This is a genomic window from Lacipirellula sp., assembly GCF_965279485.1.
Classification (GTDB): Bacteria; Planctomycetota; Planctomycetia; order Pirellulales; family Lacipirellulaceae; genus Lacipirellula.
The window spans coordinates 4,452,124-4,473,801 of record NZ_CBDIIC010000002.1; the positions used below are offsets into that span (position 1 = coordinate 4,452,124).

Here is a 21,678-nt window from a genome sequence, read left to right on the forward strand (position 1 = left end):
TGCTAGCACGCTAGCCCCGCGACATTACAGTCCGCGCGCACCGGCAGCCGATATCTACGGATACGCCGGCAAACGTTGCGCTCTTCGTACGCCTTCTCGAACGCGCTGCAAGCTTTGACCCTGTCGCCGGCGGCGGGATCGGTTTGCTGGGCGTGCGAGCTCACTTAATGTTCACGCTCTTCCTGCGGCCTGTCCGCATGCTAGCGCAAGCCTTGATCGGCAACGACACGCCGCGTCAAACGGCGTGGGGTTTTTCGTTGGGGATGATGGTCGGCCTTCTTCCGAAGGGGAATCTGACCGCCATCGTCATCGCGATGCTCTTGTTCTCGTTTCGCGTGAACCGCGCGGCCGGGTTCCTCGCCATCGCCATGTTCTCGTATCTGGGAGCTTGGTTCGACGACACGGCCCATCGCCTGGGCTCGTACTTGCTCACGTCGCCGACGCTGCAGGCGATGTTTGCCGCTGTCTATGACAAACCGCTGGGGCCGTTTTCAGGGCTGAACAACACCGTCGTCCTCGGCCAACTGCTGATCGGCCTCTACCTCTTTTATCCGGTCTATCGCGGCTCGCGATTGGCGGCGACATACCTCCGGCCGCGGTTGCAGCATTACCTCATGCGCTATCGCCTCGTCCGCTGGCTGATGGGCGCCGAGATCGGCGCGCAGTGGGGGCTCGAATAATGAGAATAAAACGCCCGAAGCTGCCGCCCATTTTTCGTTGGAAGTACATCGCGCCGCGACTGGCGATCGTGATCGCCGTCGTGCTAGCAGTTCGTTACGGGCTCGATCCAGCGCTCCGCTGGGGGATCGTCGTTTCGGGCGAGGCCGCTATCGGCGCCAAGGTCGAAGTCGCCAATTTGACGACCTCGCTGCGCGGCGGCACGCTCACGGTCGATGGCGTTGCCGTGGCGAATCCCAGCAAGCCGATGCGGAACCTGCTCGAATCTTCGCAGGTTCGCTTGGAGATCGATGGCGCCCAACTGCTGCGGAAGCGGGTGGTCGTCCACAACGGCCGGATCGACGGGATCAAGTTCGACGGCGAACGGACCACTTCCGGGGCGCTCGAAATTCTGCCCGAGACGCCCGCGGAGCCGTCTGCACTCGATCCGATGTTCACCGCGGCCCAGGAAACGGCGGCCGGTTGGTTCGACGATCTCACCGGCCGCATGGAGCAAGACCTGCTCGGCTCGCTGGCGACGCCGCAGGTGGCGGAAGAGCTCAAACGCCGCTGGCCCGAGCAGTACCAGGCGCTGCGGAAGCGGGCCGACGACTTGCGAGCCAAGGCGAAGCAAATTGAGACCGCCTTCCGTGACGCAAAGAAGAACCCGCTCCGCGGCATGCAGCAAGTTGAAGAACTGCGGAAGCAGTTGACGCAGACTCAAGCTGAGCTGCAGGCGACGCTTGCCGAGATCAAAGCCTTGCCCGAGCAGGCGAAGGCCGATCGTTTGGCGCTCGACGCCGCCCGCAAGCAAGACCAGGCGTTCCTCAAAGAGCACTTGAAGCTCTCGGGCATCGACCCCGACGGACTGAACCGCTACCTGCTCGGCGAAACCGCGAGCGGTTATCTCGAACAAACGACGTGGTGGATCGAACAGGTTCGCAAGTTCGTGCCGAAGAACCGCGTGGCCGCGCCGACGCGCTCGCGCGGGACCAACGTCGTGTTCGCAGGGCGACGGCAGCCGAAGATGTTGCTCGAACGGATCGAACTCGCTGGCGAAGCGCGGCTCGACGGCCAGCCGCTGGCGTTCACGGGCCTACTGAGCGACGTCGCCTCGGAGCCGGAACTCCATGAGCGGCCGCTGCAGTTGGCGATTCACAGCAGCGGCGCCGTCGACGGCGTGCTGCTCGTGGAACTCGACCGCCGCGGCGAGATGGCGCACGATTCGATCAAGATTGATGTGCCGCAGCTCAATCTGGCGCACCGGACGCTGGGGCGGGCGGACAAACTCGCCGTTACCGTGGCGCCTGGCGCCGCGAGTCTCAAGGCTGACATCCGCCTCGATGGCGACGAACTGGTCGGCACGATCGAACTGAAGCAGTCGTCGACGCTGGCTGCTCAGACTCCTGCGCTGCGCGACGACCGGATTGCCGCGGTGATTCAGGAGTCGCTGAGCGGCGTCGACCGGCTCGAAGCGAAAATCGAACTGGCGGGAACGCTCAAACGACCGTCGATTCGCATCGAATCGAACGTGGGGCCGCAACTGGCCGCAGGCGTGAGCGGGGCGGTGAAAAAGTATCTCACCGATCGCAAGGACCGGATCATGGCGAAGGTGCAGGGCGAGGTCGACGAGCAACTCGCCAAGTTGCAGGCCGAACGCGATAAGGCCCAGCAAGAACTGATGGCGGCCCTCGGCGAGAACCAGCAGATGGTGACGCAGCTCGCCTCGGTGATGGGGGGCGGCGAAGTGCCGCTGCAGGTCGACGTGGCAAAACTCGGCAAGGCGATCGATCTCAATAAGCTGAAGCGGTAGCTGCAGACCGGGTATATTTAACCGCGAATCACCCGAATTTGCGCGAATGATCGATGGGCCAACGTTGCCTTGATTGGCGTCAATTCGCGTGATTCGCGGTCTGTATTCTCTCCCGCTTTCTCTTATGATGGGACGATTCAGATCAGATCCTGTCCCTCTCGCTTGAACTGCTCCCGTGAATCTCAACCACCGCGCCGCCGCACTTTGCCGAACCTTGGCTGACGACGCCGAGTTGTTGCGCGTCGAACTTCATCTGCAAGATTCGGGCGCCATGGTCGTCGATTGCGGCGTCAAGACTGTCGGCGGCTTCGACGCGGGGCTGCTGTTGGCTCGCCTTTGTCTGGCCGACCTGGCGACTGTTTGCCTGACGCCTAGCGTGAACGGCCTGGGACCGGTCGTGCAGGTGCAGACCGATCATCCGCTGCTCGCTTGCATGGCGTCGCAGTATGCCGGCTGGGAAGTGAAGGGCGAGAAGTTTTTTGCGATGGGCTCCGGCCCGATGCGAGCCGCGGCGGCTCGCGAGCCGTTGTTCGAGGATCTCAAGTACCGCGAGTCGGCGTCGCACTGCATCGGCGTATTGGAGAGTGGCAAACTACCGAACGACGAGGTCTGCCGCGACGTGGCGGCGAAGTGCCGCGTCGAGCCGTCGGCCCTCACGCTGCTGGTCGCGCCGACACGAAGCATGGCGGGCACGCTGCAAGTGGTGGCCCGCAGCGTCGAGACGGCGCTCCACAAGTTGCACGAACTCAAGTTCGATCTCCACCGCGTCGTCAGCGGCTGGGGCTCGGCCCCGCTGCCGCCGCCGGCGAAGGACGACATGGCGGCTATCGGCCGCACCAACGACGCGATCCTCTACGGCGGCCACGCGGTGTTGTATGTGCGCGGCGATGACGAATCGCTCCGCGAGATCGGCGCCCGGACGCCTAGTTCGGCTTCGAAAGACTACGGTCGGCCGTTTGCCGAGATTTTTGCCAGCTACAATCACGACTTCTACCAGATCGATCCGCATCTGTTCAGCCCGGCGGTGGTGACGCTCGTGAATCTCGACACGGGCAACAGTTTTCGGTTCGGCAAGTTTGACGACGCGGTGGTGGCGAAGTCGTTTGGTATTGCCTAGTGTTGGGTTCCTGCGCGAGCCGTCGTTATGAACATTGCTGTGCTCGCCGCTCGCGATAGTTGGTACTTCCGCGATCTACAGCGCGCGGCCGGCGCGCGGTGCGAGCTGACGGCGATTTCCTACAAATCGCTCGCGTCGCACGTGCAGGGGGCGACGCTCGGCGTTAGCGCCGGCGACGCGCGACTCTCTGAGCTCGATGGCGTGCTCGTTCGTTCGATGCCGCCGGGGAGTTTGGAGCAAGTCGTCTTTCGGATGGATGCGCTGGGGCGGCTCGAGGCGAGCGGCGTCCGTGTCGTGAACTCGGCGCGGGCCATCGAGGCGGCGGTCGATAAGTATCTGGCGACCGCGAAGCTGCAAGCTGCGGGGATGCTCGTGCCGCCGACGATCGTCTGCCAAACGGCCGCTGATGGACTGGCGGCGTGCGAAACACTTGGCGGCGACGTGGTCGTAAAACCCCTCTTCGGCGGCGAGGGCCGCGGGATCACGCGAGTGAGCGACGCTGCGATTGCTCGCCGCGTGTTCATGTCGCTGGAGCAGATTGGCGCCGTCCTCTACATCCAAAAGTTCATCCCGCACGACGGGGTCGACTGGCGACTGCTTGTCGTCGGCGACGAGGTACTGGGGATGAAGCGGGTGAATCCCGACGACTGGCGGACGAACATTAGCCTCGGTGCCCGTCCTGCCCCGCTGGAGGTGACGGTGGAACTATCCCAACTCGCCCGCCGAGCCGCCGAGGCGGTGGGAGCGACCGTCGCTGGCGTCGACCTGTTGCCGGCCCGCGATGGGCGGCTGTACGCGATCGAGGTGAATGCGGTGCCGGGGTGGAAGGCACTCGGCGAGGTCACCGGCGTCGATGTGGCGGAACGCGTGCTCCGGCTAGTCGGCGGCGGCAAGCCTTGAGCTCATCAGCGAGTGCCTTACCTGATCGTGGCCTGTCAGTCAGAATAGGGCGATGAACGTTGCCCCGCCCGCTAATCGCACGAACGTCGCCGATCGCCTGACGACGATCGCTGCGCGGATGGCGGATGCCGTGGCGATTGCCGCGCCGGGGAGCGGCGATGTTGCGGGGAAGAACTCCTACGCGACTTGCACGTTTGGCGAGTTGGAGGCCGACTCGCTCGCTCTCGCACGCGGCTTGGTCGATCTCGGCGTCCGGCCGGGCCAGCGGTTCGTGCTGTTGGTGAAGCCGGGGATCGAGTTCGTGAAACTCGTGTTCGCCCTGCTCCGCACCGGCGCGATCACCGTGCTGGTCGACCCCGGCATGGGGCGGAAGCATTTGGTGAATTGTCTCGCTGCCGCAGAGCCGGATGGGTTCGTTGCGATCAGCCCGGCGCAAGCCGTGCGTACCGTGCTGCGGCGACGGTTCCCGCAGGCGAAGCTCAACGTCACGGTCGGCAGGCGTTGGTTTTGGGGAGGCGCCACGTATCGGCAAGTGCTGGAACGCGGCCGTTGCTCGCCAGCGTCGCTGCCGGAGACGCACGCCGCCGACGCCGCGGCGATCATTTTTACTTCCGGCAGCACCGGGCCGCCGAAGGGCGTGCTTTACACGCACGAAATGTTCGACACGCAGGCAAGCGAGATCGAACGGCAGTACGGCATCGTCCCCGGCGGCGCTGATCTGGCCTGCTTCGCGCTGTTTGGGCTCTTCAATTCGGCGATGGGCGTAACGACGGTCTTCCCGCGGATGGATTTCTCGCGGCCGGCGTCGGCCGATCCGAAACAATTGCTCGCTGCTGCGAACGATTGGCAGGTGTCGCAGGCCTTCGCCTCGCCCGCTGTGTGGGAGAGATTGAGCCGCCACTGCGATGCGACGCACGAGCGGATTCCGACGCTGCGGAATATTTTCTCGTGCGGCGCTCCGGTGCCGGCGGCGGTGCTCGAGCGGACGCTTGCGATGGTGCATCCCGAGGCCCGCATGCATACGCCGTACGGGGCGACGGAGAGTCTGCCGGTGGCGACGATCGAGGCGGCTGAGGTGTTGGGCGAAACGGGGGAGCGGACTCGAAACGGCGCCGGCGTGTGCGTGGGGCGGAAGTTCGACACGATCGAGTGGCGGGTGATTCGGATCAGCGACGAGCCGGTTGCCACGATTGACGAGGCCGAAGAACTTCCCGCCGGCGAAATCGGCGAACTAATCGTCCGCGGCCCGCAGGTTTCGCCGGCGTATGTGATTGCCCTCCAGCCCCTGGCTTCGCCAGGGGGGCGCGCGGCGTCAGCGAGCGACGTTGCGTCAAACGTTGCGGAGCATCACCCCCGGGCGGAGCCCGGGGCTAGGGAGTACAACGCTGCTTCCAAAATCTTGGACGGCGAAACCGTTTGGCATCGCATCGGCGACGTTGGTTATCTCGATGACCAGGGACGCTTCTGGTACTGCGGGCGGAAGTCAAATCGCGTCGAGACCGATCACGGCACGCTCTACACCGAATGCTGCGAGGCAGTGTTCAACGAACTGTCGGAGGTAAAACGCACAGCGCTCGTCGGCGTCGGGCCGCGCGGTGAGCAAACGCCGGTGATCATGTATGAACCGTTCACACAGGACGTTGATCAAGAATCAGTCGAGAAGCAATTGGCAGACATTGCCTCTCGATTCTCTCATACGCAACGAATTTGCCACTTCTTCCCATACCGCCCGTTCCAGGTTGATGTTCGGCACAATGCAAAGATCAATCGAGAGCAGCTAGCCACCGCGGCTGCCTACAGAATTCCGAGCTAAACGACTTTCATGCATGTCCTAGTCACCGGCGGCGGCGGATTTCTCGGGCGATACATCGTCGAGCAACTCGTCGCGCGCGGCGAGCGAGTGCGAAGCTTTGGCCGCGGCAGCTACCCGCACCTCAAAGCCCTCGGCGTCGAAGTTGTCCGCGGCGACATCGCCGAGCGCGCTGCGGTGCTGCACGCGTGCCAGGGCGTTGACGTCGTTTACCATGTCGCGGCATTGCCGGGGATCGCGATGAAGTGGGCGCCCTACGAGCGGGCCAACATTCGCGGGACGGAGCACGTCCTCGCCGCTTGCCGCGAGCAGGGCGTTGCGCGGCTCGTCTACACCAGCAGCCCGAGCGTCACGTTCGCCGGCGTCGACCAGTGCGGCGTCGACGAACAGGCGCCGTACGATTTTGAGTGGATGATCGCTCATCGCGCCCACTACTCGCGTAGCAAGGCGATTGCCGAGCAAGCGGTCCTGGCCGCCAACGACGGCCGGTTGCGAACGTGCGCTCTGCGGCCGCATCTTATTTGGGGGCCGCGCGATAACCACCTCATCCCGCGGTTGATCGCGAGGGCCCGCGCCGGCCGATTGCGGCGCGTCGGCGACGGCAAAAATCGGGTCGACACGATCTACGTCGAGAACGCCGCCGTCGCCCATCTGCAGGCGGCCGACGCCCTGCTTGACGCCTCGTCGCCCGTGGCGGGAAAGGCGTACTTTCTCAGCCAGAACGAGCCGGTGAACTGCTGGGACTGGATCGACGAAATTTTGGCGCTCGTCGATGTGCCGCCGGTGCGGAAGACGATCTCACGGCAAAATGCAGAACGTGCGGGGCTGGTGCTGGAGAATGTTTATCGGTTGCTCTCGCTCAGCGGCGAGCCGCCGATGACGCGGTTTCTGGCGGCCCAGCTCGCGACGTCGCACTGGTTTGCTCTGTCGGCGGCGCGGCGAGATTTTGGCTACGCCCCGGCGATTTCCACGAGCAAGGGAATGCGGCGGCTGGGGAATTGGCTCCGTTCGTAAAAGTCTCACGCCGAGGCGCCAAAGACGCAGAGGTAAAATCGAAGCCTCGCATTCGATGGCGTTGCAGAAACGCCCGCTCCTCTTGTTAGGCATTCGGCATGACGATCGCGCACGTGTTGCGAACCGGTTTCGCTCTACTCTTCTGTTTGATTCATTGTGCCTCCGCATCGGCGGAGATTGTGGCGGCCGGCTATGCCAATGGCGTCGTCGAAGTCACGTTCACCGCTGAGCAGAAGTACGCCGATCCGTTCAATGACGTGACGCTCGATCTGATCGTCACCGATCCGCACGGCGGCACAAAACGCCTGCCTGCCTACTGGGCCGGCGGCAACGAGTGGCGAGGGCGGTACTCGTCGCCCATTGTCGGCACGCACCAGGTGCGAACCGAGTGCAATCAGCCGAGTGACAAGGGACTGCAAGGCGTCGCGCGCGAAATCGCCATCGCTCCGTACGCCGGAGACAACCCGCTCTACATCCACGGGCCGTTGCGTGCCGCCGCCGATCGCCGCACGCTCGAACACGCCGATGGCACGCCCTTCTTTTGGCTCGCTGATACCTGGTGGATGGGGCTGAGCGGGCGGCTGCAGCGCGACGAAGTGAGAACGCTCGCCGACGATCGCCGTGCCAAGGGGTTCAACGTCGTGCAGATCGTCATGGGCCCGCCGCCCGATTCGCACCCGTTCGATCCGCGGAGCGCCAACGGCGGCGGATTCGCATGGGAGGCCGACTACGCAGCGATGCGTCCCGAGTACTACGACGAGGCCGATCAGAAGATTAACGACTTGCTCGAGCGCGGCTTCGTCCCCTGCATGGTCGGCATGTGGGGCTACCACATCGAGTTCATGGGCGTCGAGCGGGCGAAGCAGCACTGGCGGTATCTCATTGCCCGCTACGGAGCGATGCCGGTCGTCTGGTGCGCGGCGGGCGAGGCGAATCTGCCGTGGTACTTGGCGCCTGGGTTTCCGTTCGACGATCGCGAGCAAGTCACCGAATGGACCGAGGTGCTACGCTACATTCGCGAGACCGATCCATATCATCGGCTGCTGACGGTCCACCCGACCGGGTTCGGCTGGTCGGCCCGGTACGCGACCGATGACGTGAACTTGCTCGACTTCGACTTGCTGCAAACGCCGCACGGGCAGCGCGACGCGGTCGATACCACGGTCGGCAAAAGTGCGGGAGTCGTATGCCGCGGCGCCGACGATGCCGGTGATCGACGGCGAGGCGGCGTACGAAATGCTGGGCGACTCGCTGCCGACGCGCTGGACGCGGCAAATGTTTTGGCTCTGCATGACCAACGGCGTGGCGGGCCACACGTACGGCGCCAACGGCATTTGGCAGTGCAATCGGCCGGGCGATCCGCACGGCCCGTCGCCGCAGCATCCCGCGGGCGGCACTGGCTACGGCACGATCCCGTGGAACGAAGCAATGCGGCTGCCAGGATCGACGCAGGTGGGGCTCGGCAAGAAGTTGTTCGAGCAGTTCGAGTGGTGGAAGTTCCGGCCAGCGCACGATTCGGTTGGTTACGCGAACTCGCAAGCGGCAGAACCAGCGCAGTGGGGCCAATGGATTTGGTTCCCCGAGGGCAAGCCGCAAGCGGATGCGCCGCTGGCTAAACGATATTTTCGGAAGTCATTCGAACTGCCGGCGGAGGCTTCGATCAAGCGCGCGACGTTGTGGTTGGCCGTCGACGATCGTGGCGGTGTGTTGATCAATTGCCATCGCGTCGCCTCGGCGAGCGATTGGCGATCGCCGGCGCCGGTCGATGTGACTTCGCGATTGAAGCCAGGCCGCAACGCGCTGGCCGTTGAAGGGGAGAATCTCGCGAGCCAAGTGACGGCCAATCCGGCCGGCCTCATGGCTTGCCTGGAGATTGAACTCGCCGACGGCCAGAAGTTGGTTGTGCAGTCAGATGAATCTTGGCGCAGTGCGCAGGAGTTGAGCGGTGAGCACTCCGCGTGGACGGCAGCCGACTTCGACGACTCACCGTGGCGATCAGTGGCCAAACTTGCTGCCTACGGCGCCGCGCCGTGGGGAGCGTTTACTCAGTCGGCGACCTACGGCCCGTATGCAACCGGCATCGAGGGCAAGATCCGCGTGATCTACATCCCCGAGTCGCGGCCGATCGAAATCCGGTCGTTGGCTCCGGGAGCGACCCACACGGCGTTCGTGTTCGATCCCGTCAGCGGCAAGCAGATCGACCTGGGAAAGCTCTCCCCAAACGACCAAGGCTTGGTCGTGGCGGCAAAACCGGCGCTGGAATCGGATGCGGAGGATTGGGTGCTGGTGATTCGGTCGGAGTAATGACGCCGGCACTCGGTGGGTTACCAATTCCGAGCAAACCTCTCGCAGAGGCGCTGAGACGCAGAGGAAAATGCGACGTTCCGTCGCCTCTACACGCCTTTTGTCCTCTCTGCGCCTTTGCGCCTCTGCGAGAGATCTTTAGGAGCACTTTGGAGGGTCAGAATGCCCAAAACAGCCCCTTTCAACCCCCGCAGCCTCGTTCGCCTTTGCGCTGCTACCGCCGGCAACTAGAATTGCGAACTTCCCCCGGCCCGGCAGGCTCCCCTTGAGGGTGGCCCGGCCGCGAGGACGGTTTTTCAGGGCAACCCTGCCCTTTCACTGGTTTTTCGAGGTTACGCGCGTGCTACGGACTCACACCTGCGGCGAATTAGGCGAACTGAACGTCGGGCAAGTCGTCACTTTGTGCGGCTGGGTCGACTCCTACCGCGACCATGGCGGCGGGCTGTTCGTCGATCTCCGCGACCGCTACGGCCTGACGCAGGTGGTGTTCAACCCGCCCGACACGGCCCAAGGGGTGATCGACCTGAGCAAGACCGTGCGGGCCGAGTACGTGCTGAAGGTCGTCGGCGTCGTCGCCGCCCGGCCCGAGGGGATGTCGAACGCCAAGCTTTCGACCGGCAAGGTCGAGCTGCGCGCGACCGCCCTGGAGATTCTCAACAAGAGCCTGACGCCGCCGGTGTCGCCGAACGCCCACGCCCAAGACCTGCCGGGCGAGGACCTGCGGCTGAAACACCGCTACCTCGACCTGCGGCGTCCCGAGTTGCAAAAGGTCCTCATCATGCGCGACCGCATGGTGAAGGGGATGCGCGACTACTTCGCCGCTCATCACTTCCTCGACGTCGAAACCCCCTGCCTCGGCCGTAGCACGCCGGAAGGCGCCCGTGACTATCTCGTGCCGAGCCGCGTGCATCACGGGCACTTCTACGCCCTGCCGCAGTCGCCGCAGCTGTACAAGCAGATTCTGATGATCGCCGGCTACGACCGGTACGTGCAGGTCGCCCGCTGCTTCCGCGACGAAGACTTGCGGGCTGATCGTCAGCCCGAGTTCACGCAACTCGACGTCGAAATGTCGTTCGTCGACAGCGACGACGTCATCGGCATCATCGACGGCCTCGTCGCGAAGTTGGCCAAGGAAGAGCTCGGCATCGACGTGCCGCTGCCGTTGCCGCGGATGACCTACGACGAAGCGATGGAGCGGTTCGGCCACGACGCTCCTGACCTCCGTTTCGGCTGCGAAATTGTCGACCTGACCGACCTCGCCCCGCAGAGCGAATTCGGCGTGTTCAACGCGGTCGTCGACGGCGGCGGCAAAGTCCGCGCGATCAACGTTCCCAAGGGGGGCGAGTTCTACTCCCGCCGCGGTATCGACGGGCTGACTGAGTTTGTGAAGGGCTTTGGCGCCAAGGGCTTGGCTTGGTTCAAGTGCGAGGAAGATGGCAAGCTGAACTCGACCATTGCCAAGTTCTTCTCGCCGGAACTGCTGGCTCAGTTCGCTGAGCGGCTCGGTTCGAAGGCGGGCGACCTCGTCCTGTTCTCAGCCGACAACTGGGAAGCGACCTGCAAGGTGCTGCACGCCCTGCGGACCAAGGTCGGCCGCGAGATGAAGCTGTACGATCCGCAGGCGATGAACTTCTCGTGGGTCATCGAGTTCCCGATGTTCGCCAAAGACGAAGAGTCTGGCCATTGGGCCGCGATGCATCACCCGTTCACGGCGCCGCTCGATGAGCATGTCGCGTTGCTCGATACCGATCCCGGCAAGATGCGGGCGAAGGCGTACGACCTGGTGATCAACGGCAGCGAGGCGGGCGGCGGTACGATCCGGATCCACGATTCGGAAGTGCAGTCGAAGGTGTTCGCCTTGCTCGGCATCGACGACGCGACGCAGCAGGAGCGGTTCGGCTTCCTGCTCGACGCCCTGCAATACGGCGCCCCGCCGCACGGCGGCATCGCCCTGGGCGTCGACCGCTGGATCATGCTGTTCGGCCGGCTGGAAAGCATCCGCGACTGCATCGCGTTCCCGAAGACGCAAAAGGCATCGGACCTCATGACCGACGCCCCGGGCACGGTCGATGCCCGGCAGTTGCGCGATTTGGCGATCAAACTCGTCGAATAGCGCGACCGGCGCCAGCGTTACATCTTCGCAACTGGCGCCGCTGCGGATGGAATATTCGATCCGCCAGGACTATGGTTCCTGTTGACTGCAGTTGACCCCTCGATCGCCCCGGCGAGAATGAGGGCGTTGCGTCACTGGCAGGAGAATCGAGTCATGGATCGAGCGGGTTGGACGAGCAAGTTGGCGGCCGCGATCATCAGCGGCGGCGGTATTGTCCCTTTCCTTGCTGGCTGCAGCGAGCCGGCCATCGGCGCGGCGGCAGCTCAAGTGGCTGAAGCCAACGACGAGAAGTCGTCGAACGCGGGAGCTGGCTCCGGCGGCGCCGTGACTCCTGCCGGGCCAATCGTCCGGACGGCCGCGAAGCCGATCACCGAAGAATATTCCGCGAAGGTGCCCCCGGTGATGCTCGCCTCGGAGCATGCCGCAATCTGTAAGGTGAACGTCGGCGAGCAGTTCCCGCAGTTGGAACTCCCGAAGATCGGCGGCGGCAACGCGAAGCTCGCCGACCTTAAGGGGGCGAAGGCGACTGTGGTCCTCTTTTGGGCGCCCGACCGCTGGATGGCCGAAGGCGCCCTCGCCGACGTCGCGAAGGAAGCGGCGACCTACGGCGGCAAGGGGGCTGCGTTCGTGGGCGTTGTCGAGGGAGCTCCCAACGATGCCGGTCAGAAGCTGATCAACGCCGCCGGCGCCTCGTTGACGCAACTAGCCGACGCCGATGGCAAGGCTCTCGCTCAGGTTGGCGAGTCGTGGCTGCCGCGCGTCTATGTGCTGGATGGCCAGGGGAAGGTCGCTTGGTTTGATATTGAGTTCAGCGAAGCGACTCGGCGTGAACTGCAGCTGACGTTGGCTGAACTGACTAAGTAGCGGTTGCCGCATTCTTAGCCCCGGGCTCCGCCCGGGGGTAGGTCTCCATCCCGCAAGACGCTCTGTTCCGCGACGCTACCCCCGGGCAGAGCCCGGGGCTGGAGTGTCGGCAGCGTAAGCGTGAACTTACTGCCGCGGCCAAGTTCGCTATCGCACTCTAACTTCCCGCCCAGCGCCGCGACGATGCGTGACGCGATTGCCAGTCCCAAACCCGTGCCCGCAATTCCCGCGTCGCGCGCGCTCTTGCTACGGAAGAAGGGCTCGAAGACCGTCGCCTGATCTTCGGGCGAAATGCCGCGTCCTTGGTCGGTCACGCTGATCGCGGCCGCGTCGGCGTTCCCTGTGGCCGTCACAGTAATCGGCGTGCCGGGCGCGCTGTACTTCGCGGCGTTCGAAATCAAATTGTCGAGCAGACGGTTGAGCAGTGCCGGCGGCGCGCTAGCGGTGGCGTCGGACGGGAACTGAAGTTCTAACCGTAGGTCGCTGCGTCGCGGGTCGTTCTGCCAACGTTCCATATAACGCGGCAGCCACTCCGCGAGTTCGATCGGTTCGCTTCCCGGCAGCGTCGCATCTTCGGATGTGCGCGCCAGGAACAGCAGCGACTCGACAATTTGCTGCAACTCGTTCGCTTCGTCTCGCAATACCCCGAGCGTCTCGGCATATTCTTCCGCCGAGCGTGGCCGTCGCAGGGCGACGTCCATTTGCCCCAGCAACACGGTGAGCGGTGTTCGCAACTCGTGAGCCGCATCGCCGGCAAAGCGGCGCTGTTGTTCGTAGGCGCGTTGCTGCCGATCAAGCAGCGTGTTGAACGATTGGCCCAGGTCGGCGAGTTCATCGCCCGACTCGGGCGCTGGCAGGCGGCTCTTAAAGTCGCTGCCGGCGATCGATCGCGCCCGTTGCGACATTTCAAGTACCGGCCGCAATGCGCGAGCTCCAAACCAACGCCCAAGCGCCGCCGCCAGCAACCACGCCGCCAGCGGAAGCAAAATGACGAGGATTAGCAGCCGCTGCAGATTCGCATCCATGTCGGCCGTCGAGCGAGCCACGACGACGACCAATTCGTCGAACTCATCGAGTTCACGGGCCTGCCGAATGGGGTCGGGCGCAATCAAACGGCGATAGAGAATACTCCACTCGCCCGGAGCCGTCAGCTCGCCGTACGTTTGATTGCCCTCGTGCGTCTCCGCGACGATCCGCTTCGCTTCAGCGATGATTTCAGGCGTCGAATTTCTCGAGTGCTCGACGATTTGCGCTCCGTCGCCGATGACGACCCACCGCACCTCTTCCGGTCCATCGCCGCTGCCGAGGGCGATGGCATGCTCGAGCGGCTGCCACTTCACCTCTTCGGGCTCGACCTCGATGGCCGCCACGAGCGAGTAGAGCGCGCCATGCAGTTCTTGGTCGAACTGCTGCACCAGCCGCCCGCGGACAAAGGCGTAGAACAGCCCCGAGTACACCACCAGCACGATCGCGAGCGCCGCTAGGAAGAATGCCGAGACGCGATTGACCAACGTCATGGTTACGCCTCGTCGCTACCGGAGGCGTCGAGCACGTAGCCACGGCCGCGACGGGTTTGAATGACGCGCGGGCCAAACGCTTCAAGCTTGCGGCGAAGCTCTTTTACGTGGACTTCGAGCGTGTTCGACAGGCCGTCGTATTGTTCGTTCCACACGGCGTCGAAGATCCGTGTTCGCGACAGCACCTTACCGGGATAGCGCAAGAACAAGCAGAGGAGCGAAAACTCTTTCGCAGTCAGATCGAGCGGCGAGCCGTCGCGGCTGGCACGTTGGCTTCCCAGGTCGGCGTGGATGTCGCCGTAGTCAAGCGCGAGCGAGGTCGATTGCTCGGGGCGCCGCAGCAGTGCCCGCACGCGTGCCAGTAACTCTTCGAATGCAAATGGCTTGCAGAGGTAATCGTCGGCGCCGGCGTCGAGGCCTTCGACTCGTTCGCCCACGCCGTCGCGAGCCGTGAGGAATAGCACCGGCGTCTTCCGATCTTTCGCGCGGAAACGACGGAGCAGGCTAATGCCGTCTTCGCCCGGCAACCACCAATCGAACAGCACTAAGTCCCACGTGCCATGCTGCAGCGCGATCCAGCCGCTCGGGCCGTCGGCCGCGTGCTCGACCTGATACCCCTCCTCGCGGAGGCCGCGGACGAGGAAGTCGGCAATCCGCGCTTCGTCTTCGATCACCAGAATGCGGCTGCTCATGCGACGCTTTCGTGCAAGGTGTTCATGGTTTGACGCGGGAGCGGGAAGCTGGAGCGCTCAATTGTACCAGCGTGAGACGGCAGCCGCCGGGGCGATTTCCCCTGCTGATCGTGGCAGGCTGGCCAGAAGAGAGACAGTTCTTCCCCGTCGCGGAGCGATTGCCGTGCTGCGGCAACGGCTTGCCGCCAATCGTCGGCACACCAGATTTCGCTCCATCCGCACGCTCCGGCATCGGCAAGTTCGCTGATGGCTGACTGCGGGAGGGCGCCCTTGGCGGCGGCGATGATCAGCCGCGAGCGTTGCGGCTGCCGGCGGATTAGCGACGGCAGGCGACCTGCGAAGTTGCGATCAAGGACCAGCACCGTGGCGCCGGGGCGCAGGACGCGGTTTCGGTCGAGCGCATCCCACGCGGCCCGTAGCTCTGCAAGCGATTCGTAGTGGCAGATCATCGCCTTTCCCCTGTTTCCGTTTGGCCTTCGGCTCGTGCGAACCTGAGCAATTAAGGCCGCACAGGAAAAGATACGAGGTCGCCGTAAACGGCTGCTGAACGGAAGATAAAATCGGCTTTATGTAACGGTGGAGTGTGGCGTCGCTTCCCCTAGCCCCGAGTTCCACCCGGGGGTTGCACCACGCGCGACGCCGCCCACCGGCATGGCGACCGACCCCCGGGCGGAGCCCGGGGCTGGAACGTTGTCACGGGAGCCCGCGACTGCCCAGTTTGTCTTGTTCGTGGTGAGAGGGGCTGTTAATTTCCTCGCCATGACCGCACATCCTCCACTCGGCGACGCCCCGCGGATTCTTATCGTTCGGCTTTCGGCCCTGGGAGACGTCATTCACGGCGTCCCTGTGGCCTGCGCGTTGCGTGCGGCCTACCCGCAAGCATCGATCGGTTGGATTGTCGAAGGCCGAACCGCCGACTTGCTGGAAGCTCACCCGGCGATCGATTATGTGATTCGCGCCCCGCGCGGTTGGCTGAAGTCGCCGCGCGCCGTGCTAGCACTCCGCCGTAAGATGCGGGGGCTGCGTTTCGACGTGGCGGTTGATTTGCAGTGCCTCACGAAGAGCGCTATCGCCGCCAAGCTGAGCGGCGCCCGTCGGCGGATCGGCAAAGCTGGCAGCGACGGTCGCGAGCTGAGCAAATGGTTCCACAACGAGCTCGTTCCCGTAGGGGGCGAGCACGTCATCGATCACTATCTGGAACTGTTGAAGCCGCTCGGCATCACGTCGCCGCTTACCGAGTTCAACCTGCCGGAGCGGAGTTCCGACGGCTTACTGGCTGAGCAGATTTTGCATACCGAAGAGCTGCCGCACAGCCGCTACGTGGTGATGAATCCGGGCGCCGGTTGGGCCTCAAAGATTTGGCCGCCGGAGCGCTATGGCGAACTGGCCGGTCGGTTGCAGCGTGACTATGGCATTCCCACGCTCGCCGTGTGGGGCTTGCCGGCAGAAAAGCCGCTGGCCGAGGCGATCGTTGCCGCGAGTAGCGGCGCGGCGCGTTTGGCGCCTCCGACGTCGGTGCTGGAACTTGGGGCCGTTTGCCGCCGGGCGGCGCTATTCGTCGGTTCCGACACGGGGCCGATGCACCTGGCCGTTGCCGTCGGCACGCCGACGATTAGCCTACATGGACCGAGCATCGCCGACTGGTGCGGCGCCTACGGGCCGCACAACATTCGTCTACAGGTTCGCTATGAGTCAGGCTCCGCTCAAGAGCGGCGGAAGGCCGACGACTCGGCGATGCGGGAGATTGGCGTCGACATGGTCGAAAAGGCTTGCCGGCGGCTGCTCGACGCTCGCCAGTTGCGGCGCTGTGCCTAAAAGTGCAAACAGTGTTTCTAACAATAAATTGTTAGGAAGATTTCTCTACATAAGAGGCTAGGGACTTAGCGTCGGCCACGAAGGTGACCGCGCCGCAATCCTTACAAAGCCTCGCATCTACCTTCACGAATCGGCGGGTAAACCACTTCTTCGGAAACGGCACGAAAGAGAAACTTTGGGTTCCGCAGATAAACCCAGCTTCGACATGCGTTCCGCCGCACTTCTCGCAACTGTCGCGTTTGTCCATGCCGCCCACTATAGCGGAGCTGGGTAGAGGCTTGAACAGCGTGAAGGCATTGTCTGTGTCCCGTTAGCAAGGTTCTGACGGCAACCCCTTCAAGCTTGACGGGAGGCCGAACGCTACGAGCTCAGCACGCGGTCCCAGACGCCTTCCAGCGTCGTCGTGAACCGCGACCAAGAGAAGACCTCGCGGGCCCGTTCGTGCCCGGCGTGGCCCATGCGGGCGGCGAAGTCGCGGTTCTCGAGCAGCGTGAGAATCGCCTCGCCGATGGCACGGCTGTCGCCCACGGGCGCCAGGATGCCGGTCTCGCCGTCGGCGATTGATTCCGGCGCCCCGCCGGCACGGCAAGCGACGATCGGCTTCGCCAACAGCGCTGCTTCGATGTAGGCCAGCGCACACGGCTCGCGGTGCGAGGGGAGGGCCATCACGTCGATGGCGTTCATCACGTCGCACGCGTCGCGGCGGAAGCCGGCGAAGCGGACTTGCTTCAGGTACCCGCCGGCGCGGGCCGCTTGTTCGAGTTCGTCACGCAGCGGTCCGCGACCCATGATCCAGAACTGGGCGTTCGGAACAGCAGTCAGAATCTGCGGCATCGCCGCGAACAGCTCGCGGTAGCCCTTCTTCACCGAGAGGTGGGCAAACGTCCCCACGACCGGCGTCGTCGCATCGGCGCCGAACTCGGCACGCACGGCGAGCGGATCCCGCTGCGGGCGATATTCGTCCGCTTCGAGGGCGTTCATGAGTACGGTGATGCGCTCGCGCGGAATGCCTTGCGCAACCAAATCGTCCCGCACGGCGCCCGAGACGGCCAACAGGTGGCTCTGTCGACGATGCCAACGGGCCGACGTAAAACCTTGCACATGGCCAACCGATTTCGGCCCGCCGAACGCTTCCAACCATCCGGTCCACCAACTGGCGGTCGAGAGGGTTGATTGCACCAAGTCGACATGGTGTTGCCGCGCGGCACGAGCGATCCGCGAGATCGCCATGAAGTTGACCTTCCCGCCGATGCGGGCGCGATCGACCGACATGCCTTGCTCAAGCATGTGCTCGATCGCGGGCGAATCGTGCTTCACGAGGACTGGCATTTCGTGACCGCGGGCACGCAATTTGCGCGTCAGCCGCACGAGTTGCATCTCGGCGCCCGACATGTGCGACGGGGTGATCACTTGCAGGACGCGGCGGCAATTGGCGACGCGCGGCACGAGCGTCGCCGCCATTTGTGCCCGCCGTAGATTCGAGGCCGAACTAACCGTGGCCATAGATTCCCATCCCGAGTAATTGTGAGCCGCCCCCGGCTGTCAACGATGTGCCCGCCACGTAACCTAGGCCGCTTGCTTCTTGCCTGATTGATACAGGTAAGGGTTGAGCGTCGCGTCGTTGTACATCTTCATCTGGCGGTAGACCTTGAGGATCTTCCGGCCGGCGGCGAGATCAAACAGGTGTTCGGCCAGCGATTGCGCGAGATCGCCCTGCTGCAGACGGCAACGAGCCAGGCGTTGCTGCACGCGCTCGATGTGGGCGGCGTCGACGTCGGTCCGCTCCAGTTGTTCTTCCAAGTGGAAGATCCGCAGCGACATGATCGACAACCGATCGATCGAGGCGCCGGGCGTTTCGGTGTTCAGCCGGGCGTTGGTTGCCGGCTTCACGCTCGCTTCGGAGAGGAGTTCCAAGAACGCTTCGTCAATCCGCTCGATCCAGTCGTTCCGCTGCTGGTTGTAGCCGTCGATCGCCCGCTTCACCATCGCGATGCGGGCGTCGGTGACGTCGGGGCTGCGGGCGATGTCTTCCTCGTGCCAGAGGAGGAAGTTGTATTGGTGTTGCTGGCAAACCGTGCCGAGGAATTCGCTGTAGGCGTTGTCTGGTTCCACCTGATGCCAGCGGGCGACGGTCTCGTGATGCAGCTTGTTGACGGCCTTTACAATCCGCTTCGGGTCGAATCGCATGGTTCTCTCTAACTGGAAAAGTGCGGCAAGTCTCGGCGTTTCGAGACGATCTCGCGATGTTTCGGGTGTGTTCAGGGGCGTCCCGAGAGCATGCCGGGACGCCGGCGGCGCGGACGTTTGAGCTCGCGCGGCGGCGAATTTTAGGTGGGCTGCGATCCTGTCACAAGATCAGCCGGGGCGGGGCAGGGGAGCGTCTCGCGTGACGTATGCGAGAATTCGCGGCTCCGGTAAACTGCTAGCCATGAAACCACTGTCCGCCCATTGCCGAGAGTCGCTGAGCAGCGGGCTCATCGCGCTGCTGGCGATGCTAGCAGCTGCGTCGTTCGCATCGCAGTCGAGCGCGCAGTCGGTGCGCTCGGCGCTCGAGAACGCCGCCGGCGAACTCGAGTACGACGGCAAGTCCGACTACTCGCACATTCGCGTTCGCCGCCGCGGGCCGATCCGCTCGATGATCTTCGTGCGCGACAACGGCCAAGAGGTCCTCGAGACGCAGATGGACGTCCGGCGCCCTGCTGACCTGAAGTTCGAGTACCTGCGGTTTCTATTCGCCAGTTACCTGTTCCAGCCGGATCCAAAGCAGGTGCTGATCGTCGGCCTCGGCGGCGGCAGCATGGTCCACTACCTGCAGCAGACCGACCCCGGCGTGAAGATCGACGCGGTCGAAATCGACCCGCTGGTGGTGAAGCTCGCCGCCGACATGTTCGGTACGAAGCCGACCGAGAACGTGAACATCGTCACCGCCGACGGCTTTAAGTTCATCGCCGCCGCGAAGGAACAGACGTACGACGTGATCTACATGGACGCGTTCCTCAAGCCCTCGGCGGAGACTGACGGCACGGGGGCGCCGCTGGCGCTGCGCACGCAGCAGTTCTACAAGCAGCTGCAAGAAAAACTGAAGCAGGGCGGCGTCGTGGCGTTTAATCTCAACCCGCACGAAGAACTTGAAGCTGACATTCGCGAGCTGAGCGCGGCGTTTCCGCAGGTTTACATCTTCCAGATGTCGCAGTTCAACGGCGTCGTGGCAGTCGCGACGACCGACGCGGCTCGCCTCGATGCGAACGAGTTGACTCGCCGCGGCAAAGCGCTCGACCGACGCTTCAAATCGTCGCTCGACTTCCAAGAAATGCCCCGGCGACTGCGACGCTAGTCACGATTCCAATCAAGCGATAACAAACCAAGCGAGCCGCGGGGTTTACCCCCGCGGTCCCCACAGCACCCATCGATCCGAGCACTTCATGGCGGCGCAGCAACCCTCCGACATCTCAACCGCCGGCTCGTCGCCGACATCGCCCGCCAATCACGGTGGCTTCTCGCTGCTCCCTCCCAGCCTCGGCCTCAAACTGCTCGTGCTCGTCTCGGGCGCCGTGCTAATGGGCCTCGAAATCGTCGGCAGCCGGATCCTGGCGCCTTACTTCGGCAACTCGGTGTTCGTCTGGGGCAGCCTCATCTCGCTGTTCCTCATCGCGCTGAGCGTCGGTTACTACATCGGCGGCGGGCTTTCCGATCGCTATCCGTCGCGCGCGCTGCTCAACACAATTCTGCTGGCGGTCGCCGCTCTGATGTTTCTGATCGTCATCATCGGTCAGCCGGTGTGCGATGCGATTCTTCGCGCGAAGTTCGGCGAAAAATCGGGGCCGTTTCTGGCGGGCGCTATTTTGTTTTTGCTTCCAAGCATCGGCATGGGGATGGTCTCGCCGTTCGCGATTCGGCTCGCCACGTCGACAGTCGCTTCGGTCGGCAAGACGGCCGGCACGCTGTACGCACTATCGACGCTCGGCAGCATTCTCGGCACGATGCTGACGACGTTCGTGCTGATTCCTAACTTCGGGGCCGGGGCGATTCTCAAAGGCCTGGCCGGAGCGCTCGCCGTCGTCGCCATCGCGACGTTCCAGTTTGGCAGCAGCGGTTCCGCGATCCGCGGAAGCGCCGTCATTCTAGCCGCCGTCTTCGCTGGGATCTTCGGCCTCGGCGACTTGCGAGCCGCCTCGCTGCCGCCGGGGAGCGAACTGGTCCGCGAGATCAACACGCCATACCACCACATCTCGGTGATCGACAACAAGCTCGACTCGCAGCGGGAACTGAAGTTCGATCGCTTTATTGAGAGCGCGATCGAACTCAGCCCCCCGCACCGCACGAAGAGCCTTTACACGAACTACTTCAACCTCGCCTTCTTGCCGCAGCCGAAGATCCGCCGGGCGCTGTTCATCGGCGCCGGCGGCGGCGTTGGCCCGAAGGCGTTTCATGAGCATGATCCGACGATGGAGATCGACGTCGTCGACATCGATCAGGCAGTGCTCGACGTCGCTCGCATGGATTTCTACATGCCCGAGGGAGAGAACATTCGCGCGATCGCCGCCGACGGCCGCACCTTCGTCCGCAACAGCCCCGACGGGCACTACGACGCAATCTTTCTCGACGCATTCACGATTGGCGGGCGGATTCCGTTCCACCTCGTGACGCGCGAGTTCTTCCAACTTTGCCGGCAGAAGCTCGCCCCCGGCGGCGTGTTCGTGATGAACGTCAACAGCGCCGTCCGCGGCGAGAATGCAAAGATTTTCGAGTCGATGTACACGACCCTCGGCGAGGCGTTCCCGCAAGTCCATGCGTTTGCTCTGTACCACCAGATGGGGCTGCGCGATCAGTCGACGAACGTCATGCTCGTTGCGGTGAACAGCGACCAGAAGCTGAGCCCGGAGGATTGGCTCGCGAAAGCGGTGGCGTACGAATCGCCTTCGCACATCGGTAACGCCGAAGTGCGGCGGATGGTCAACGATTTGCTGACGACGCTGCCAGCGATGAAGCAGGCGACGCTGTTTACCGACGACTACGCGCCGATCGAGACGATGTCGTTTTAGTGGGGCGATACTCGCCTACG

17 protein-coding genes and 2 pseudogenes are annotated in these 21,678 nt (G+C 63.9%); 14 read left to right on the forward strand and 5 right to left on the reverse strand.

Annotated features, from left to right (window positions below):
- The first annotated feature begins 167 nt into the window (after positions 1-167).
- The 11 genes and pseudogenes from ACQY7R_RS25265 (at position 168) to ACQY7R_RS25315 (ending at position 12,592) form a co-directional block, all read left to right on the forward strand.
- Positions 168-680 (forward strand): TIGR03546 family protein, encoded by a 513-nt coding sequence (locus tag ACQY7R_RS25265; RefSeq protein ID WP_428308322.1) that lies wholly within the window; start codon positions 168-170, stop codon positions 678-680.
- Complete coding sequence (locus tag ACQY7R_RS25270) at positions 680-2,470, forward strand: TIGR03545 family protein (protein ID WP_428308323.1); 1,791 nt, start codon at positions 680-682, stop codon at positions 2,468-2,470. Before ACQY7R_RS25265 ends, ACQY7R_RS25270 begins: the two co-directional genes overlap by 1 nt.
- A 175-nt stretch (positions 2,471-2,645) precedes the next feature.
- A complete protein-coding gene (gene mch, locus ACQY7R_RS25275; protein ID WP_428308324.1) occupies positions 2,646-3,587 on the forward strand; it encodes a methenyltetrahydromethanopterin cyclohydrolase in 942 nt (313 codons plus the stop codon).
- A 27-nt stretch (positions 3,588-3,614) separates the two neighbouring features.
- Complete coding sequence (locus ACQY7R_RS25280; protein WP_428308325.1) at positions 3,615-4,487, forward strand: ATP-grasp domain-containing protein; 873 nt, start codon at positions 3,615-3,617, stop codon at positions 4,485-4,487.
- A gap of 52 nt (positions 4,488-4,539) precedes the next feature.
- Positions 4,540-6,300, forward strand: coding sequence for a fatty acid CoA ligase family protein (locus tag ACQY7R_RS25285; protein ID WP_428308326.1), 1,761 nt, complete (start codon positions 4,540-4,542; stop codon positions 6,298-6,300).
- A 9-nt stretch (positions 6,301-6,309) separates the two neighbouring features.
- A complete protein-coding gene (locus ACQY7R_RS25290) occupies positions 6,310-7,311 on the forward strand; it encodes an NAD-dependent epimerase/dehydratase family protein (protein ID WP_428308327.1) in 1,002 nt (333 codons plus the stop codon).
- A 98-nt stretch (positions 7,312-7,409) separates the two neighbouring features.
- Positions 7,410-8,441 (forward strand): annotated as a pseudogene (locus tag ACQY7R_RS25295) (DUF4038 domain-containing protein); the annotation flags it as partial.
- Positions 8,442-8,514: 73 nt separating this feature from the next.
- Positions 8,515-8,748, forward strand: a pseudogene (locus ACQY7R_RS25300) (DUF4038 domain-containing protein); the annotation flags it as partial.
- Between the two features lie 267 nt (positions 8,749-9,015).
- A complete protein-coding gene (locus ACQY7R_RS25305; RefSeq protein ID WP_428308917.1) occupies positions 9,016-9,615 on the forward strand; it encodes an alpha-L-rhamnosidase N-terminal domain-containing protein in 600 nt (199 codons plus the stop codon).
- A gap of 340 nt (positions 9,616-9,955) precedes the next feature.
- The gene (aspS, locus tag ACQY7R_RS25310; RefSeq protein WP_428308328.1) at positions 9,956-11,728 is read left to right on the forward strand and encodes an aspartate--tRNA ligase; all 1,773 of its coding nucleotides are present in this window, start codon (positions 9,956-9,958) and stop codon (positions 11,726-11,728) included.
- A 153-nt stretch (positions 11,729-11,881) separates the two neighbouring features.
- On the forward strand, positions 11,882-12,592 hold the full coding sequence (locus ACQY7R_RS25315; protein ID WP_428308329.1) for a TlpA disulfide reductase family protein: 711 nt from the start codon (positions 11,882-11,884) through the stop codon (positions 12,590-12,592).
- A gap of 14 nt (positions 12,593-12,606) precedes the next feature.
- Here the strand turns inward: ACQY7R_RS25315 and ACQY7R_RS25320 are convergent, their stop codons facing one another.
- The 3 genes from ACQY7R_RS25320 to ACQY7R_RS25330 are packed head-to-tail and all read right to left on the reverse strand — an operon-like array spanning position 12,607 to position 15,250.
- Positions 12,607-14,109, reverse strand: a complete 1,503-nt coding sequence (locus ACQY7R_RS25320; protein WP_428308330.1) for an ATP-binding protein — start codon at positions 14,107-14,109, stop codon at positions 12,607-12,609.
- Between the two features lie 2 nt (positions 14,110-14,111).
- Positions 14,112-14,801: a response regulator transcription factor gene (locus tag ACQY7R_RS25325; protein WP_428308331.1), complete on the reverse strand. Its 690-nt coding sequence runs from the start codon at positions 14,799-14,801 to the stop codon at positions 14,112-14,114.
- Positions 14,798-15,250 carry a hypothetical protein gene (locus tag ACQY7R_RS25330; RefSeq protein ID WP_428308332.1) on the reverse strand — a complete coding sequence of 151 codons (453 nt, stop codon included), beginning with the start codon at positions 15,248-15,250 and terminating at the stop codon, positions 14,798-14,800. The genes ACQY7R_RS25325 and ACQY7R_RS25330 overlap by 4 nt, the downstream gene beginning before the upstream one ends.
- Before the next feature lie 310 nt (positions 15,251-15,560).
- Here ACQY7R_RS25330 and ACQY7R_RS25335 point away from each other — a divergent pair, with 310 nt between their 5' ends.
- Positions 15,561-16,616 carry a glycosyltransferase family 9 protein gene (locus ACQY7R_RS25335; RefSeq protein WP_428308333.1) on the forward strand — a complete coding sequence of 352 codons (1,056 nt, stop codon included), beginning with the start codon at positions 15,561-15,563 and terminating at the stop codon, positions 16,614-16,616.
- Positions 16,617-16,976: 360 nt separating this feature from the next.
- Here the strand turns inward: ACQY7R_RS25335 and ACQY7R_RS25340 are convergent, their stop codons facing one another.
- Together ACQY7R_RS25340 and ACQY7R_RS25345 are read right to left on the reverse strand one after the other, a co-directional pair.
- Positions 16,977-18,119 (reverse strand): glycosyltransferase family 4 protein, encoded by a 1,143-nt coding sequence (locus ACQY7R_RS25340; protein WP_428308334.1) that lies wholly within the window; start codon positions 18,117-18,119, stop codon positions 16,977-16,979.
- A gap of 63 nt (positions 18,120-18,182) precedes the next feature.
- Positions 18,183-18,803 carry a DUF4254 domain-containing protein gene (locus ACQY7R_RS25345; protein ID WP_428308335.1) on the reverse strand — a complete coding sequence of 207 codons (621 nt, stop codon included), beginning with the start codon at positions 18,801-18,803 and terminating at the stop codon, positions 18,183-18,185.
- Between the two features lie 241 nt (positions 18,804-19,044).
- Here ACQY7R_RS25345 and ACQY7R_RS25350 point away from each other — a divergent pair, with 241 nt between their 5' ends.
- Both ACQY7R_RS25350 and ACQY7R_RS25355 read left to right on the forward strand, forming a co-directional pair.
- On the forward strand, positions 19,045-19,950 hold the full coding sequence (locus ACQY7R_RS25350) for a spermidine synthase (RefSeq protein ID WP_428308336.1): 906 nt from the start codon (positions 19,045-19,047) through the stop codon (positions 19,948-19,950).
- Positions 19,951-20,038: 88 nt separating this feature from the next.
- Positions 20,039-21,658: a fused MFS/spermidine synthase gene (locus ACQY7R_RS25355; protein ID WP_428308337.1), complete on the forward strand. Its 1,620-nt coding sequence runs from the start codon at positions 20,039-20,041 to the stop codon at positions 21,656-21,658.
- The last annotated feature ends 20 nt before the right edge of the window (positions 21,659-21,678 follow it).

Coding starts and splice junctions, on each gene's coding strand:
- ACQY7R_RS25265 (WP_428308322.1), top strand. CDS start 168: ATGTTCACGCTCTTCCTGCGGCCTGTCCGCATGCTAGCGCAAGCCTTG.
- ACQY7R_RS25270 (WP_428308323.1), top strand. CDS start 680: ATGAGAATAAAACGCCCGAAGCTGCCGCCCATTTTTCGTTGGAAGTAC.
- ACQY7R_RS25280 (WP_428308325.1), top strand. CDS start 3,615: ATGAACATTGCTGTGCTCGCCGCTCGCGATAGTTGGTACTTCCGCGAT.
- ACQY7R_RS25285 (WP_428308326.1), top strand. CDS start 4,540: ATGAACGTTGCCCCGCCCGCTAATCGCACGAACGTCGCCGATCGCCTG.
- ACQY7R_RS25290 (WP_428308327.1), top strand. CDS start 6,310: ATGCATGTCCTAGTCACCGGCGGCGGCGGATTTCTCGGGCGATACATC.
- ACQY7R_RS25315 (WP_428308329.1), top strand. CDS start 11,882: ATGGATCGAGCGGGTTGGACGAGCAAGTTGGCGGCCGCGATCATCAGC.
- ACQY7R_RS25320 (WP_428308330.1), bottom strand. CDS start 14,109: ATGACGTTGGTCAATCGCGTCTCGGCATTCTTCCTAGCGGCGCTCGCG.
- ACQY7R_RS25325 (WP_428308331.1), bottom strand. CDS start 14,801: ATGAGCAGCCGCATTCTGGTGATCGAAGACGAAGCGCGGATTGCCGAC.
- ACQY7R_RS25330 (WP_428308332.1), bottom strand. CDS start 15,250: ATGATCTGCCACTACGAATCGCTTGCAGAGCTACGGGCCGCGTGGGAT.
- ACQY7R_RS25335 (WP_428308333.1), top strand. CDS start 15,561: ATGACCGCACATCCTCCACTCGGCGACGCCCCGCGGATTCTTATCGTT.
- ACQY7R_RS25340 (WP_428308334.1), bottom strand. CDS start 18,119: ATGGCCACGGTTAGTTCGGCCTCGAATCTACGGCGGGCACAAATGGCG.
- ACQY7R_RS25345 (WP_428308335.1), bottom strand. CDS start 18,803: ATGCGATTCGACCCGAAGCGGATTGTAAAGGCCGTCAACAAGCTGCAT.
- ACQY7R_RS25350 (WP_428308336.1), top strand. CDS start 19,045: ATGAAACCACTGTCCGCCCATTGCCGAGAGTCGCTGAGCAGCGGGCTC.
- ACQY7R_RS25355 (WP_428308337.1), top strand. CDS start 20,039: ATGGCGGCGCAGCAACCCTCCGACATCTCAACCGCCGGCTCGTCGCCG.